The sequence below is a fragment of the Arthrobacter sp. zg-Y750 genome (genome assembly GCF_020907365.1).
Lineage (GTDB): Bacteria > Actinomycetota > Actinomycetes > Actinomycetales > Micrococcaceae > Arthrobacter_B.
Window position 1 is genome coordinate 80,980 of record NZ_JAJJOC010000024.1, and the last position, 14,255, is coordinate 95,234.

Genomic DNA, 14,255 nt, shown 5'->3' on the forward strand with positions numbered 1-14,255 from the left:
TACTCCTAATGCAGGTGCTTCCCGGAGCTGTCCGGGTCTGAGGGGTGCGAACCTTCCGCCGGGGTCTGCCCGGAGGAAGCAGGGGCGGCGGTGCGCCCGCCGCGTCCGGCTGCCGCTTCGCGTTCGAGCAGTTCCGTTGCAAGCTGCTCGCGGTAGCGGACGCGGCGGATGCGCTTGGTCATGTCGCGGATCAGGAAGATGATCGCAATCACCATAAACAGGGTGAAAATGAAGCCCAGCAAGCCCGGCGTGACGTCCTTCGGGTCCACCCCCGGCGCAAGCGTTTCATCGGGTGCCGGGGTGACGGCAAGAGGCAGGCTGTACAGGAAGTTCACGGTATATCTCTCTCTAAGCTCACTCTGTGCCGAGACGGCAGCGGATCAGACGTCCCCAGCCCCTATCGTATGCCAGCAAACAGGTCGGTCTCGGGGAGTTCGGTTTCCACCCTGGACTCGATCAGGGAGTAGTCCTCCCACGGCCAGACCTTGCGCTGCATGTCCGCGCTGACCGCGAAGAAGAAGCCGTCGGGGTCCACCTGGGTGCGGTGGCTGCGCAGCGCCTGGTCCCGGACCTCGAAAAAGTCCCCGCATTCAATCTGCGTGGTGGTGGGATGGGTTGGTACCGGCGGCTGGTGGCCCTCCGTGTCGGTCTCCTGCGAGGCGGCGATCCGCTCGGCATACGGGGACTGCAGTCCTGCTTCTTCCAGGGCGAAGTGCAGGGCGCGGAAACGTTCGGGGTTGAAGGCGCGGTCGTAGTACAGCTTCAGCGGCTCCCAGGCCGGCCCGGTGCCCGGGTAGAGTTCCGGGTCGCCGGCAGCTTCGAAGGCCTCCACCGCCACCTTGTGCGCCATGATGTGGTCGGGGTGCGGGTAGCCGCCGTTTTCGTCGTAGCTGACAATTACATGCGGCCTGAACTCCCGGACGAGCTTCACCAGCGGCGCGGCAGCCCGTTCCAGCGGCTGCTGTGCAAAGCACCCGAAGGGCAGGTCAGGAAGCGGATCACCCTCGGGCAGACCGGAGTCGGCAAAGCCCAGCCAGCGGTGGTGAATACCCAGGGCGGCCTGGGAGGCGGCCATTTCCCGGCGCCGCAGCCCGGCGAGGTCGCGTTTGCCCGCAGGATCGTTCTCCGCTCCGGGGTTAAGGATCGAGCCCTGTTCGCCGCCCGTGCAGGTAGCCACCATGACTTCGACGCCGGCGGCTGCGTAGGCGGCCATCATGGCTGCGCCCTTGCTCGCCTCGTCGTCGGGATGGGCGTGCACTGCGAGCAGGCGCAGCGGCTCGGCGGGCCGTGATGTGGTGCTATCGGGGGCAGACAAGGCAACTCCTGTGGTCAGCGGAATGTGGCGGTGGAATCGGCGGCTAAAATAGGCATGTGAGCACACCGTTTGGTCAGCCCGAGAAGTCGGCACCCCAGCAGCCGGACGTTTCCACGTCCGAGTCCAGATTAGCCAATCGCTACGGCGCTCCAAAGCGGCGCCTGTCCCGGCGGGCCGGCATCATCATTTCCTCGGTCGCCGTGGCCGCCGCCGTCGTGGTGGCGGCCCTGATGAACATCCCCTCTTCCGCAGGTACGGTGACGTCCAAAGACGTCGGGTTTTCCTTCCCGGAAGAAGGCCGCGCTGTGGTGGATTTCCGGGTGGATAAAACCCCCGGCTCAACAGCGGCCTGCGCGGTGCAGGTGCTCAACGAAAGCTACGCCGTCGTGGGTTGGAAAACAGTGATCCTGGGTCCGGATGTGCCCGCGAGCAGCGCCCAGAAGCAGGAGCTGCGCATCGATTCCCCCGGCGTTACCGGCGGTGTCGGCTCATGCTGGCTCGTGGAGGGATCCGGCGAGTAGCCGCCGGACCGTCTTAGCCCGGCATCTTGGGTTAAGCCCGGAGGCAAACTAGTATGGGAACCACGAATAGCCCCGCCCAGGTGTCCGGGTCCTGTGAACTGCAGAGAATATCTGTGAATTGCAGACCAGCCCGGTCCCGCCCGGCGGGGTCTTTGCTTGTCAGGCCAATCCGGCCGGCGGGCAATCAACAGCCACGCCGGACCAATCGGTGGTCCGGATGTACTTAAGGAGATACCCGTGTCAACCAACAGCGCATCTGTCGCCTGGCTCACGCAGGAGTCTTACGACCGCCTGAAGGCGGAACTGGAACACCTGTCCGGCCCCGGACGGACGGAGATTGTTGCCCGCATCGAGCAGGCACGCTCCGAGGGCGACCTCAAGGAAAACGGCGGCTACCACGCGGCGAAGGAAGAGCAGGGCAAGACTGAGGCCCGGATCCGCCAGCTGACCCAGCTCCTTGAAACTGCGCACGTTGGCGAAGCACCGGCCGATGACGGCATTGTTGAGCCGGGCATGCTGGTTGAAGCCCGCGTGGCCGGCGACGTCGAGACCTTCCTGCTGGGCAGCCGGGAGATCGCCGGGGACAGCAGCATCGACGTCTACAGCGAAAAGTCTCCCCTTGGCGCGTCCATCTCGGGCCTGAAGGTGGGCGATTCCACCACGTACTTGGCCCCGAACGGCAAGAGCATCCCGGTGGAGATCATCTCCGCCAAGCCCTACGCCGGCTAACTTCCCCTCAAAGCGGGCCTTCCTACGGGAGGGCCCGCTTTTGCGTTGTGCCGGGGCTGTTCCGCAGGAGAACGGCGGCAAGCACACCGCCGGCGGCGCCGAACAGATGCGCCTGCCAGGAGATACCCAGCGCCGTGGGGAACACGCCCCAGAGGATGGACCCGTAGATCAGGAACAGCACGGCGCTGAGCAGGATCTGGACAATGCTGCGGCTGTAGAAGCCGCGCACCATCAGGTAGGCGAACAGTCCGAACACCACGCCGGACACACCCACCGTCAGGCCGCTCCCGAAAAGCCACACGCCTATCCCGGAAGCCAGCCAGGAGATGGCCAGGACCCAGGCGAACCGGCGCATCCCTTCCAACAGGGTGAGGAAGGAAAACACAATCAACGGCAGCGTGTTCCCCACCAGGTGCCCAAAGCCGGCATGCAGCAGCGGAGCGAACACGACGCCGTCGAGCCCCTCCACGTGGCGGGGCAGGATGCCCAGCAGCGGCAGAACCACAGGCGAAAACACCATGGTGAGCAGGTAAACCGCCCACAGCAGGGCGGCGAAACCGAGCGAACCGATCAGGGCGGTCCGGGCCCGTTGGGCGAGCACGGGTCAGCCTTCCAGCACCATGGGCTGGAAGCCTTCCGCGCGCAGGTTCTTCAGGACCAGGTCGCAGTGCTCGTGGCCCTTGGTTTCCATGTTGATGGTGATTGCCACGTCTCCCATGCTGATGGATCCTCCTACCCTGGTGTGGTCCACTCCGGTGACGTTTGCATCCGCATCGGCAATGATCCGCGAGATGGTGGCCAGCGAGCCTGGACGGTCGTCAAGGAGGATCCGGACCACGAGATAGCGTCCCGCGGCGGCCAGGCCCCGCTGGATGACCTTCAGCATCAGCATGGGGTCAATGTTGCCGCCGGACAGGATCACGGCCGTGGTGCCGGGATTCTCGATTTTCCCGTCCATCAGGGCAGCCACCCCCACCGCACCGGCGGGTTCAACCACCATCTTGGCACGCTCCAACAGGAAAATCAGGGCCCGGGCCAGGGAATCCTCGCTGACGGTCACAACATCGTCCACCAGCTCCCGGATGATCGAGAACGGCAGCTGGCCCGGCCTGCCCACGGCAATTCCGTCCGCAATGGTGGACACCCGGGTCAGGGGCACCAGGGCGTCCGCCGCCAGCGACGGCGGGTACGACGCCGCATTTTCGGCCTGCACTCCGATGATCCGGATGTCCCGGCCCAGTTCCCGTGCCCGGGACTTAACGGCGACGGCGACGCCAGCGAGCAGCCCTCCGCCGCCCACCCCCATGATGACGGTGTCCAGGTCCGGAATCTGTTCCAGGAGTTCCAGTCCGATGGTTCCCTGGCCGGCCACCACGTCCACGTTGTCGAACGGATGGACAAACACGGCACCGGTTTCATCGGCGTACCGCTGGGCCTCGGCGAGCGCTTCGTCTACGTTGTGGCCGTGCAGGACAACTTCTGCGCCGTGTCCCTGCGTGGCCGCCAGTTTCGGCAGGGCCACCCCGTGAGGCATGTACACCCGTGCGGCAATGCCGAGCCTGGCCGCGGCAACCGCCACCCCCTGGGCATGGTTTCCCGCTGAAGCGGCCACCACGCCGCGGGCCTTGTCCGACGGGGAGAGCTTGACCATGCGCACATAGGCGCCCCGGACCTTGAAAGACCCGGCCCGCTGCAGGTTTTCACACTTGAAGTACACGTCCGAGCCGGTTTCCCGTCCCAGCGCACGCGACACCTCAATGGGGGTCTGCGCGATCACGCCGTCAAGCAGTTTGGCAGCGGCTTGGATGTCATCCAGGGTTACGGGCAGGTTGGGCAGATCTGTCAAAGTCAGTGCTCTTCCTTCGGAACAAACGCGCGTTCGGGGTTATGTTCATGGTCGCTGCCGTCACTGCCGGCTCCGGGGGTCTTACCGCCGGTCCCGGAGTTCCCGTCTCCGGCTGCCCCGTCCCCCGGATCGTTGCCGTGGAGATCCGGCCCGGAGTGCGGACCGGCGCCGAACTGCTCTTCCACTGCCGGGTCATTTTCCCAGTGCCGGGCGGCAATGTACCGGACCACGGCGTTGAGGATGGCCAGCAACGGGACTGAGAACAGGGCCCCCGGAATGCCTGCGGCCAGGGTCCCTCCGGTGACGGCAAGGATGACGGCGAGCGGATGGAGCGAGACGGCACGGCCCATCACCAGGGGCTGCAGGATGTGCGATTCCACCTGCTGGACTAACAGCACAATGCCGAGCATCACCAGCGCATTGACCCAGCCGTTGGCCACCAGGGCCAGCAGCACCGCCACGAAGCCGGTCACGAAGGCTCCAACCAGCGGAACGAAAGACCCCAGGAACACCAGTACGGTCAGGGGCAGGGCCAGAGGCACGCCGATAAGCGCGGCCAGGCCGCCGATGCCAACCGCATCGATCAGGGCAACAACCACCTGGACACGCACGTAATTGACCATGGAGTCCCAGCCCTGGATTCCGGCACCGTAGGCCGCGGGCCGTGCCCGCCTCGGCAGGAGTCCAGCAGTGAAGCGCCAGATTCGGGGCCCGTCCAGCAGGAAGAAGATCAGGGCAAAGATGGTCAGCAGCACGCCTGCGGCAAAGTGTCCGGCACTGCTGCCCACGCTGAGGGCGCCGGAAACGATGCTCCCGGAGTTCTCCTGCAGGGTGTCACTGGCTTCGCTGAACAGTGAGTCGATTTGGTCCGTGCTGATGTGAAGCGGCCCGGATGACAGCCAGTCCTGGATCTGCCGGACTCCTGCCATGGTTTCGCCCCACAGGTCCTGGAAGCCCAGGGCCAGCTGACGGCCTACCAGGGTCAGCGCGGCGGTAATGAGCCCCAGGAACGCCAGGAGGGTCACTGCCACCGAAAGTCCGCCCGGCAGTCTGTTCCGGCGCAGCCAGTTGCTCACCGGCGAAAGCAGTCCGGCGAGCAGTGCGGCGATCATCAGCGGAATGATGAGCAGCGAAAAATGGCTCAGGACCCAGATGAGCCCCGCCCCCACTATGAGCACTATGCCCAGCCGCCAGGCCCAAGCTGCGCTTACCCGCAGGGCGAAGGGGACATCTTCCCCTGACCGGACTGGATTCGCTGCTGCGGCCTGCAGCGCCCGGGGCGCAGCCGCGCGGCGTGCATGGGATTTCATGGGGCCATCCTTCCACACCCTGCTGGTGGTGAAGCTGACTTTACGCGGCTATTCCGTGCTGTTACCGCCGCGGTCCGCTGATCCGGCCCGGATACCCCACTGCGCATCGAAACTCCCGCCGGGCGAAAGCCAGGCCAGCCCTTCCCCGGAGTTCAGCGCGTTGGCCGGAGCGGTCATCGGTTCCAGCGCCACGGCGCAGTCCTGTCCGGGGAACTTGTCCGTGACGAAAACATGGACATAGCCGCATTCGGGTCCGGTCCAGAGGCTGACGGTACGCCCGTCCGGCGCAGTGAGTGTGTGCCGGTACCCGGGTTCCCCGCCTCCTCCGGTCTCCGTTCCGGCCGGCTGGAGGTCCGTGTAGGCGCTGTCCAGATCCAGTCCGCCCACGCGTTTTCCGGTGCGCAGGTCGGTTTCCCCGGCGGGTTCCTCCCTGCCATTGGGGATCAGGCGTTCATCGGTGGTGAGCCTTGCGTTAGCTGCAACGGTCAGCACCAGGTCTTCCGTGGGCACATCTCCCAAGCGCAGGAATGGATGCGCGCCCAGGGCGACAGGTGCGCGCGATGTTCCCAGGTTGGTGAGGCTCTGGCGCACCGCCAGCCCGCCGTCGTCGTCCAAGCCGTAGCGAACGGTGTGCAGGAGATGGAACGAATACCCGTGCTGCGGGAAGATTTCGGCGGACAGGACCACGGATGCCTGGTCCTGCTCGCGGAGCGTGTACCCGGTGTTGCGCAGCAGCCCGTGGCTTGCGTGGCCGCGCGACGGCTCGGTGATGTCCAGCTGCTGCTCCGCACCGTCCAGGGTCCACAGCCCGTCCGCCACCCGGTTGGGCCACGGCGCAAGCAGGACACCGTTGGCCGAGGGCGGTATGGCGGCATCCGGGTAGGACTGAAACAACTCCACCCCGTCCACGGAGTAGTGCCGCAGCGCTCCGGCGAGGGAACCGATCACCGCACGGGCGCTGCCACGGCTGATCTCGTACTGGGTGCCGGTAGCCGGGAGGGCCGCTGCATGTTCAGTGCCGGTTCCATTCATGGGTTCAACGTTACCTAAGGGCTCCGGCTCCGGTCCCCTCCAGGGAAGCTACTCATCGAAATGGGTATCAACCCGGTCGCTGACTGCTGCCACGACGCCGGCGGCCACATTGCGAATCTTGATGTTGCGGCTGTTGGAGACGCTGCGCAGGATGTCGATGGCTGCCTGCTGGCTGCAGCCGTTCTGTCCCATGATGATGCCCGCAGCCAGGTCCACCACGGTGCGTGATTCCAGTGCTGCCTGGAGATTCGCTGCCTTTGCGGTCTGCATATCAAGGAGCAGAGCAAGGCGCAGGGGTTTGGCGGCCGCCGCCGCGAAACCGCGGACAGTGCCCGTTTCGAGCGGTCCGAAGGAATTCGGCCGGCCCGAATAGCACGCCAGCACCCCGCGCTCCCCCGCCAGCGGCAGGGCAACGGCGGCAACCGAACGTACGCCTGCGGCACCTGCACCGGCCACTGCGGACCACCGCTGCTCCGCGCACACATCCGGAACGACGGCGTCCGGGCCACCGCCCAGCACCGTCCCTGCCGGGCTGCCCGGTCCGAAGCCGGCCGCCTCCGCCGCCAGTCCGGCGGATCGGGCGGACAGCAGGGGCCGGCGGCTGCGGTTCACTGCCAACGCGCATCCGCCCGGGGCCGCGAGCCCCAGCCGGCTTGCGGCTGCTTCCGCAGCACCGGCCAGGAACACCTCCGGATCCCAGTCGGCCAGCAGGACGTCAAGTAGTTCTTCCAGCACGGATTGCCGGTCATGTTCGGCCACCGAAGACTCCTTTTCCAGCAGGTGCCCGGGCCTTGGCCGTGTGACCTGTTCCGGGTCCCGCTGCTCCCCATGCAGGGACCGCTCCCCACGCCGGCCATAGTAGGTACGGCCGGCGGCGGGTGCCCAGAGTAAGCGTCCAAATTGGTTTCTAACGGCCGGGCGGCAGCGGCCTGTTAAACGGCGGAAGGCCCGCCGGCGTAATGCCGGCGGGCCTTCCAATACGGTCCCTGTGTTGCTGCGGGACTGTACGCAGCTGGTTCTGGGTGGTTAGTCGCTGCCGCGGAGAATGGCCAGCAGCCGGATGATCTCCACGTACAGCCATACCAAGGTGACCGTGAGGCCGAAGGCCGCCGTCCAGGAGTAGCGCTCCGGGGCACCGGCCTTGACGCCCTGTTCAATGGAGGTGAAGTCCATGATCAGGGAGAAGGCGGCCAGCCCGATGGCCAGCAGGCCGATGAAGACGCCCATCGGGATGCCGAAGATTTCCACTCCGCGCAGGCCCCACGGATCATTTACGCCGCCGAAGATCATCAGGCCGACGTTGATCAGGGAGAAGACCGCGTAACCGATGATGGCGATCATGAAGAACCGGACAGCCTTGGGGGTCGCACGCACCTTGCCGCTGCGGAACAGCACCAAGGTGACGGCGAAGACCGCGAGGGTGCCCAGTACCGCCTGCAGCCCAACGCCCGGGTAGGCGTTGTCGAGGACGGCTGTCAGCCCGCCGAGGAACATTCCCTCCAGGAACGCGTAGGCAAGGATCAGGCCCGGTACGGGTTCGCGCTTGAAGGAGTTGACCAGGCCAAGGACGAATCCGCCCAGTGCGCCCAGCATCATCAGGCCCATGCCCATGGACGGGAGGACGAAGGTGGGGACTGCTGCGCCCACCAGGACTGCCGCGAGGCAGAACACCGTCTTCATGATCACGTCGTCATAAGTCATCCGACCCATGTCCGAAGGCTTTGCCGACGGCGCCGTGTACAGATCCTGCAGCTGCTGCGGGGTCATGTAGGTGTTATCCGTTGCCAGCGACCCCTGGGCTGCTCCGCCACGGGTCTGGGAACGGAAGTTCTTTCCGTTGAAAACCGGATTTCCGCCAAGTGCCATGAAAAGTGTCCTCCATCTGGGGGGCTGTTTAGGGTCAGCCTACCAAAGTCCAACGAACGGCCGGGGCCGCGGATTCCCGCAAATACGCCTCTTTAGGTAACGGTTCGGTCGAGGCGGGTCCCCTCTGCTCCTGCGGTCTTGCGCTGCCGGCAACAAAGTCGTTACGGGATCGCGACATACGGGCAGGGACAAACGTCACTGCCTGAAACATTCTGTGGGTAGCATGTTCCCCAATCGGTGACCTGAGTCACATCTACCCGCCTGCGGACCGCTTTTGCGGTGCCGCAGCCCTGCGCGGAGGTTTCGGAACTTGGCAAGAACATCGGCGCTGACCCGGTATTTGGGGATGCTGGCAGCGGTGGCGGCGATGTTCGCTGCCCTGCTCTTCGCAGCCCCTGCCGCTCACGCAACTACAACCAGCCCGTCGGACGGTGCCTCTGCGCCGGCCACCAGCCCGGGACCCACGGACGGCGCTGAATTCCGTGACCGGATCAGCGGCGTCATCAAGAATGAGGGCACCCCGCTGGAAGGGGTGAAGGTCACGGCCACCGGCAACGGATACGAGGGTGAAGCCGTTACCGGAGCGAACGGTTCCTGGTCCATCGGGGTGCCCGAACAGGGCGCCTATGAAGTGGCACTCGATGAATCCAGCCTCCCCGAGGGCGTAGCCCTCGCCGAAGGCCAGAAGAACCCGCGGACGGTGACATTCGCCGGTACCAGCAACATCACCACCCTGTTCCTGCTCGGCGAGGGAATTGTCCTGCAGCAGGAAAGCTTCGGTTCGCTTCTGGCCGAGCGTGCCGTTGCCGGGCTGAGCTTCGGCCTCTTGCTGGCGCTAAGCGCCGTCGGCCTCTCACTGATTTTCGGCACCACCGGCCTGACCAACTTTGCCCACGGTGAAATGGTGACCCTGGGCGCGGTGCTGGCTTTCGCTTTCGCCGCCATCGGGCTTCCGGTTTGGGTGGCCCTCCCTCTGGCGGTGCTTGGCGGTGCCGCCTTCGGATACGTGCAGGACGCCGGCATCTGGAAGCCGCTGCGCCGGCGGGGTACGGGACTGGTTCCGATGATGATCGTCAGCATCGGCCTTGCCGTCGCCGTCCGCTACACCGTCCTGTTCTTCTTCGGCGGCGGAACCCAGCAGCTGCCCGGTTCCCAGAGCCCCGTCCTGGAGCTGGGCCCGGTGTCCATTCCCCGGAACACCTTGGTGTCCCTGATTGTCAGCCTGGCCGCGATTTTGGTGGTAGCGCTGCTGCTGCTCCGGACCAGGATCGGCAAGGCCACCCGGGCGGTGTCGGACAATCCCGCACTTGCGGCTGCTTCAGGCATCGATGTGGACCGGGTGATCCGTCTGGTCTGGGTCATTGGCGGTGCGCTGGCTGCCATGGGCGGCATTCTCTGGGCGTACTACCGTCCGGGAGTTTCCTTCAATATGGGCCAGCAGATTCTGCTGCTGATCTTTGCCGGGGTTACCCTGGGCGGTCTCGGCACCGTGTTCGGGGCGCTGGTCGGTTCCGTCCTTGTGGGGCTTTTCGTGGAAATCTCCACTCTTTGGCTGCCGGCTGACCTGAAATACGTCGGCGCGCTGGTCATCATGATTCTTGTCCTGCTGGTCCGGCCGCAGGGCCTTCTCGGCCGCCGCGAGCGCATAGGTTAAGGGGCTTAGTTACACATGGATTTCGCCAATATTCTTCTCGGTGCCTTCAACGAGATCATCAGCCCCACGACGGCCGCCTACGCGCTGGCCGCTCTCGGCCTCGCCGTGCACTTCGGCTACACCGGCCTCCTGAACTTCGGCCAGGCCGGGTTTATGGCCGTGGGAGCCTACGGCTTCGCCATTCCGATCCTGTCTTTCAACGCCCCGCTGCCGTTGGCCCTGCTGATTGCCCTTCTGGGTTCAGTGGTGTTCGCGGTCATCCTGGGCATTCCCACGCTGCGGCTGCGCGCGGATTATCTTGCCATCGTCACCATTGCCGCCGCGGAAATCATTCGGTACGTCGTCACCACCAACTCGATGACCTCCGTCACCGGATCCGCCAACGGGCTCGCCGCCTTCACCGGCAGCTTCTACGACCTCAACCCGGTACCGGAGGGCAGCTACAACATCGGTCCGTTCTCCATGAACGAGCGCGACGTCTGGATCCGCATCGTAGCCTGGACGCTGGTCATAGTTGCCTGCCTGCTGGTGTGGATGCTCATCCGCAGTCCCTGGGGCCGCGTCGTCAAGGGCATCCGTGAAGATGAGAACGCCGTGCGCGCCCTGGGCAAGAACGTCTATGCCTACAAAATGCAGGCACTGATCATCGGCGGCCTTCTCGGCACCCTGGCCGGAATCATCTTCACCCTCCCCCGGGACGCCGTGCAGCCGGCCAACTACGGCACCGAGCTCACCTTCTACCTGTACACGGCCCTGCTGCTGGGCGGCATGTCCACCGTGCTGGGACCGGTGCTGGGATCGATGATCTTCTGGGCCATCCTCTCCATCACCCAGGGCGTCCTGTACGGCGCCATCGAATCGGGATACATCACCTTCATCACCACTTCCCAAGCAGGCCAGATCCGCTACATCCTTGTGGGTGTGGCGCTGATGCTGCTGATGATCTTCAGGCCCCAGGGGATCCTGGGCAACAAGAAGGAGCTGTCGTTCGCATGAGCCACCAGGCAGACCAGTCCAGTCCCGGGGATTCAGTGCGGGCCGGCGGGGCGCATGCCGCCGAGCCGATAGCCGCGCCCGTCAACACCCTCGCGGATGACGCCGTCGCGAACCCGTATATGAGCGATACCCAACCCATCGCCGCAGGAGAAACGGGTCCGGGCTGCGCCAAGCGGGATCCCATCCTTGTGGCGCAAAACGTCACCCGGACCTACGGCGGCATTAATGCCGTGGACGTTGAGCACGTGGAAATTCCCCGGCACAAGATCACCGCCCTGATCGGCCCCAACGGTGCCGGTAAAACCACGCTGTTCAACCTCCTCACCGGTTTCGACACCCCCCAGTCCGGCACCTGGCAGTTCGAAGGCAAGGATCTTGCGGGGGTATCCGCCTACAAGGTGGCCCGGCTGGGCATGGTGCGTACGTTCCAGCTGACCAAGGTCATGGGCAAGCTCACCGTCTTGGAAAACATGCGCTTGGGTGCCACATCCCAACCGGGTGAGTCACTGTGGCGGGCCCTCCTGCCGCCGCTGTGGCGCAGCCGGGAGAACGAGATCACCGAGCAGGCCGACGTCCTGCTTGCCAAGTTCAAGCTAGACACCAAGCGTGCGGATTACGCGGCGTCGCTTTCCGGCGGCCAGCGGAAGCTGCTGGAAATGGCGCGGGCCCTGATGGTCCGACCGAAACTTGTGATGCTGGACGAACCCATGGCCGGCGTGAACCCTGCCCTGACCCAGTCACTGCTGGACCACATCAAGAACCTCAAGGCCGAAGGCATGACGGTCCTGTTCGTGGAACACGACATGCACATGGTCCGCCACATTGCCGACTGGGTCGTGGTCATGGCTGAAGGCAAGGTAGTTGCCGAGGGCCCTCCGTCCGAGGTGATGAAAGACCAAGCCGTGATCGATGCCTATCTGGGCGCCCATCACGACGTGGACCTTGCCGATTCCGAGGGCTTCGAAAAGCTCGAGGCGGAATTGGAGCACGACGCCGAGTCTTCGGTGGGCACTGAACCTGCCGGCACTGCCGGCGGGCGAGTCGATGAACGGAAGGACAAGGCATGAGCGCCGATGCATTCGAGGGCGATTCCGTCGTCAAGGTGACCGACCTTGTGGCCGGTTACATTCCCGGGGTCAATATCCTCAACGGCTGCAGTATTGAGGCCCGACGAGGAGAACTTATCGGCATTATCGGGCCCAACGGTGCCGGCAAATCGACCCTGCTCAAGGCCATGTTCGGCCTGGTGAAGGTTCATTCCGGGACAGTTGTTGTCCGCGGCCAGGACCTGACCGGACTCAAGGCCAACAAGCTGGTCAGCCGCGGGGTGGGGTTCGTGCCGCAGAACAACAACGTGTTCCCGTCCCTGACCATCGAGGAAAACCTGCAGATGGGCGTGTATCAGGCGCCTCGGACGTTCAAGGAACGCTTCGACTTCGTAGCGGGGGTCTTCCCTGAACTTGCTAAACGCCGTGCCCAGCGTGCCGGATCCCTGTCCGGCGGTGAACGGCAGATGGTTGCCATGGGCCGGGCGCTGATGATGGATCCAGCAGTACTGCTGCTGGACGAGCCTTCGGCTGGCCTCTCCCCCGTGAAACAGGACGAAGCTTTCCTGCGGGTCCATGAAATCAACCGTGCCGGAGTTTCAGTGATCATGGTGGAGCAGAATGCCCGCCGCTGCCTGCAGATCTGCGACCGAGCCTATGTGTTGGACCAGGGCAAGGACGCGTACACGGGTACCGGACGTGAGCTCATGAAAGATCCGAAGGTCATCCAGCTGTACCTGGGAACGTTGGCAGAGTCCGCCTAGTTGCCACGGCTGTCTGGCTGTCAGGGCCCGTCCCCGGGAAAGTATGCCGGGGACGGGCCCTGACCCGTCTAGAGGCAGGCTTGGGTTCGCGGGCGCGGACTCCAGGCCCGCGAACCCTACCGCGGTGCCAGTTCCAGAAAGGGTTCGGTCCGATAAACCCGTCCCGTGGGCGAGGTCCACTCCATCACGCCCGGCGTGGGCTGGGAGGCCTTCCAGAACCCCCGGGTCTTGAAGCGGTGATGCCGGCGGCACAGGTGTTCAAGGTTGCCGTGCTCGGTGGGGCCGCCCTTGGCCCAGTCGATGGTGTGGTCAATTTCCGTGACGGCGGTGCTAACCCTGCAACCGGGGAACCGGCAGGTCCCGTCCCGGGCGCGTAGCCAGCGGGCCAGTCCCGCGGGGACTTTCCGACGCCTGCCCACCGCGAGGATTTCGCCTGTCTTCGGATCCTGGGCCAGACCCGTCCACCCCGCAGCGTTGCGGGCCAGTCGGCGGGCTTCTTCGGCACTGATCGGACCGTAGCCGTGGAGCTCAGCCGGCTCCTCGTTGGCGCCAAAGAGCGTTTCAGCGTTGATCAGGACCATGATCTCCGCCCGCGGCAGGACCGTTGAGCCGTCGGGATCGGCCTCGGCAGATCCACTGCCCGCTCCGCCGGCTGCTCGACCGCTTGCTCCGCCGCCTGCTCCACCACCTGCTCCACTGCTTGCTCCGCTGCCTGCTTCGGCGCCTGCTCCGCTTTGTGCACCTGACGGGGCCGAGCTGAGGCCGCCCATGAGCAGCTGGGCCAGGACATCGGCGCGCAGCTGGTCCGCAGTCCGGGAGTCACCGGCGGCCTGTTCACCGCGGGCTGCAGTGCTCAAGGCCGTGTAGATCTGCTGGGCTTCCGCGGCCCGCAAATGCGCCGACAGCCACGACATGCCGTCCTCATCCCGGTCCAGGACAACCCGCCGCTTATCAAAGGCAGTCAGATGCCGTTCAGGAACGGTCTCCGGGTATTTGCGCTCCCTTAGCCGCCTGGCCTTGGCACAGAACTGGCTCCTCGTTACGCCTTCTGCCTTGCCCAGCAGTTCGGACTCGAACCCGGGAAGCTCCGACGCCGGAATGTTCTCACACTGGTCGAGCACCACTTGAGCGTGCCCGTAGCTGAACCGTCCGTCTTCCAATCCGGCCAGGGTGGCG

At 65.1% G+C, this 14,255-nt stretch carries 15 protein-coding genes; 6 read left to right on the forward strand and 9 right to left on the reverse strand.

The genetic code is table 11. The features are described from left to right. Positions 1-5: 5 nt before the first annotated feature. Positions 6-335 carry a hypothetical protein gene (locus LOC57_RS15630; protein ID WP_227914084.1) on the reverse strand — a complete coding sequence of 110 codons (330 nt, stop codon included), beginning with the start codon at positions 333-335 and terminating at the stop codon, positions 6-8. Between the two features lie 62 nt (positions 336-397). Further along, the gene (gene mca / locus LOC57_RS15635) at positions 398-1,315 is read right to left on the reverse strand and encodes a mycothiol conjugate amidase Mca (protein ID WP_229960824.1); all 918 of its coding nucleotides are present in this window, start codon (positions 1,313-1,315) and stop codon (positions 398-400) included. Between the two features lie 56 nt (positions 1,316-1,371). On the opposite strand from mca, the gene LOC57_RS16380 reads away from it, so the two are divergent. Both LOC57_RS16380 and greA read left to right on the forward strand, forming a co-directional pair. Continuing rightward, positions 1,372-1,836 carry a DUF4307 domain-containing protein gene (locus LOC57_RS16380; RefSeq protein ID WP_227914082.1) on the forward strand — a complete coding sequence of 155 codons (465 nt, stop codon included), beginning with the start codon at positions 1,372-1,374 and terminating at the stop codon, positions 1,834-1,836. A gap of 237 nt (positions 1,837-2,073) precedes the next feature. Beyond that, on the forward strand, positions 2,074-2,565 hold the full coding sequence (gene greA, locus LOC57_RS15645) for a transcription elongation factor GreA (RefSeq protein WP_227914081.1): 492 nt from the start codon (positions 2,074-2,076) through the stop codon (positions 2,563-2,565). Between the two features lie 22 nt (positions 2,566-2,587). Here greA and LOC57_RS15650 read toward each other — a convergent pair whose 3' ends face one another. The 6 genes from LOC57_RS15650 to LOC57_RS15675 all read right to left on the reverse strand — a co-directional run bounded on the left by LOC57_RS15650 (position 2,588) and on the right by LOC57_RS15675 (position 8,619). After that, a complete protein-coding gene (locus tag LOC57_RS15650; RefSeq protein ID WP_227914080.1) occupies positions 2,588-3,166 on the reverse strand; it encodes a rhomboid family intramembrane serine protease in 579 nt (192 codons plus the stop codon). A gap of 3 nt (positions 3,167-3,169) precedes the next feature. Beyond that, complete coding sequence (gene ilvA / locus LOC57_RS15655) at positions 3,170-4,411, reverse strand: threonine ammonia-lyase (protein WP_229960826.1); 1,242 nt, start codon at positions 4,409-4,411, stop codon at positions 3,170-3,172. Between the two features lie 2 nt (positions 4,412-4,413). Further along, positions 4,414-5,721: an AI-2E family transporter gene (locus LOC57_RS15660; protein WP_229960828.1), complete on the reverse strand. Its 1,308-nt coding sequence runs from the start codon at positions 5,719-5,721 to the stop codon at positions 4,414-4,416. Positions 5,722-5,769: 48 nt separating this feature from the next. After that, on the reverse strand, positions 5,770-6,753 hold the full coding sequence (locus LOC57_RS15665) for an aldose 1-epimerase family protein (protein WP_229960830.1): 984 nt from the start codon (positions 6,751-6,753) through the stop codon (positions 5,770-5,772). Positions 6,754-6,801: 48 nt separating this feature from the next. Further along, a complete protein-coding gene (locus tag LOC57_RS16565) occupies positions 6,802-7,512 on the reverse strand; it encodes an ANTAR domain-containing protein (protein ID WP_229960832.1) in 711 nt (236 codons plus the stop codon). A gap of 267 nt (positions 7,513-7,779) precedes the next feature. Continuing rightward, positions 7,780-8,619, reverse strand: a complete 840-nt coding sequence (locus LOC57_RS15675; protein ID WP_227914075.1) for a Bax inhibitor-1/YccA family protein — start codon at positions 8,617-8,619, stop codon at positions 7,780-7,782. 346 nt (positions 8,620-8,965) lie between these two features. Here LOC57_RS15675 and LOC57_RS15680 point away from each other — a divergent pair, with 346 nt between their 5' ends. The 4 genes from LOC57_RS15680 to LOC57_RS15695 all read left to right on the forward strand — a co-directional run bounded on the left by LOC57_RS15680 (position 8,966) and on the right by LOC57_RS15695 (position 13,079). Then, positions 8,966-10,273 carry a branched-chain amino acid ABC transporter permease gene (locus tag LOC57_RS15680; RefSeq protein WP_229960851.1) on the forward strand — a complete coding sequence of 436 codons (1,308 nt, stop codon included), beginning with the start codon at positions 8,966-8,968 and terminating at the stop codon, positions 10,271-10,273. Positions 10,274-10,288: 15 nt separating this feature from the next. After that, on the forward strand, positions 10,289-11,269 hold the full coding sequence (locus tag LOC57_RS15685) for a branched-chain amino acid ABC transporter permease (protein ID WP_227926942.1): 981 nt from the start codon (positions 10,289-10,291) through the stop codon (positions 11,267-11,269). A 119-nt stretch (positions 11,270-11,388) separates the two neighbouring features. Next, positions 11,389-12,336: an ABC transporter ATP-binding protein gene (locus LOC57_RS15690; protein ID WP_227914139.1), complete on the forward strand. Its 948-nt coding sequence runs from the start codon at positions 11,389-11,391 to the stop codon at positions 12,334-12,336. Then, the gene (locus LOC57_RS15695; RefSeq protein WP_229960834.1) at positions 12,333-13,079 is read left to right on the forward strand and encodes an ABC transporter ATP-binding protein; all 747 of its coding nucleotides are present in this window, start codon (positions 12,333-12,335) and stop codon (positions 13,077-13,079) included. Before LOC57_RS15690 ends, LOC57_RS15695 begins: the two co-directional genes overlap by 4 nt. 116 nt (positions 13,080-13,195) lie before the next feature. On the opposite strand, the gene LOC57_RS15700 is transcribed toward LOC57_RS15695, so the two are convergent. Beyond that, positions 13,196-14,255: HNH endonuclease signature motif containing protein (locus LOC57_RS15700; protein WP_229960836.1), on the reverse strand; the 1,060-nt coding region annotated here is incomplete at its 5' end.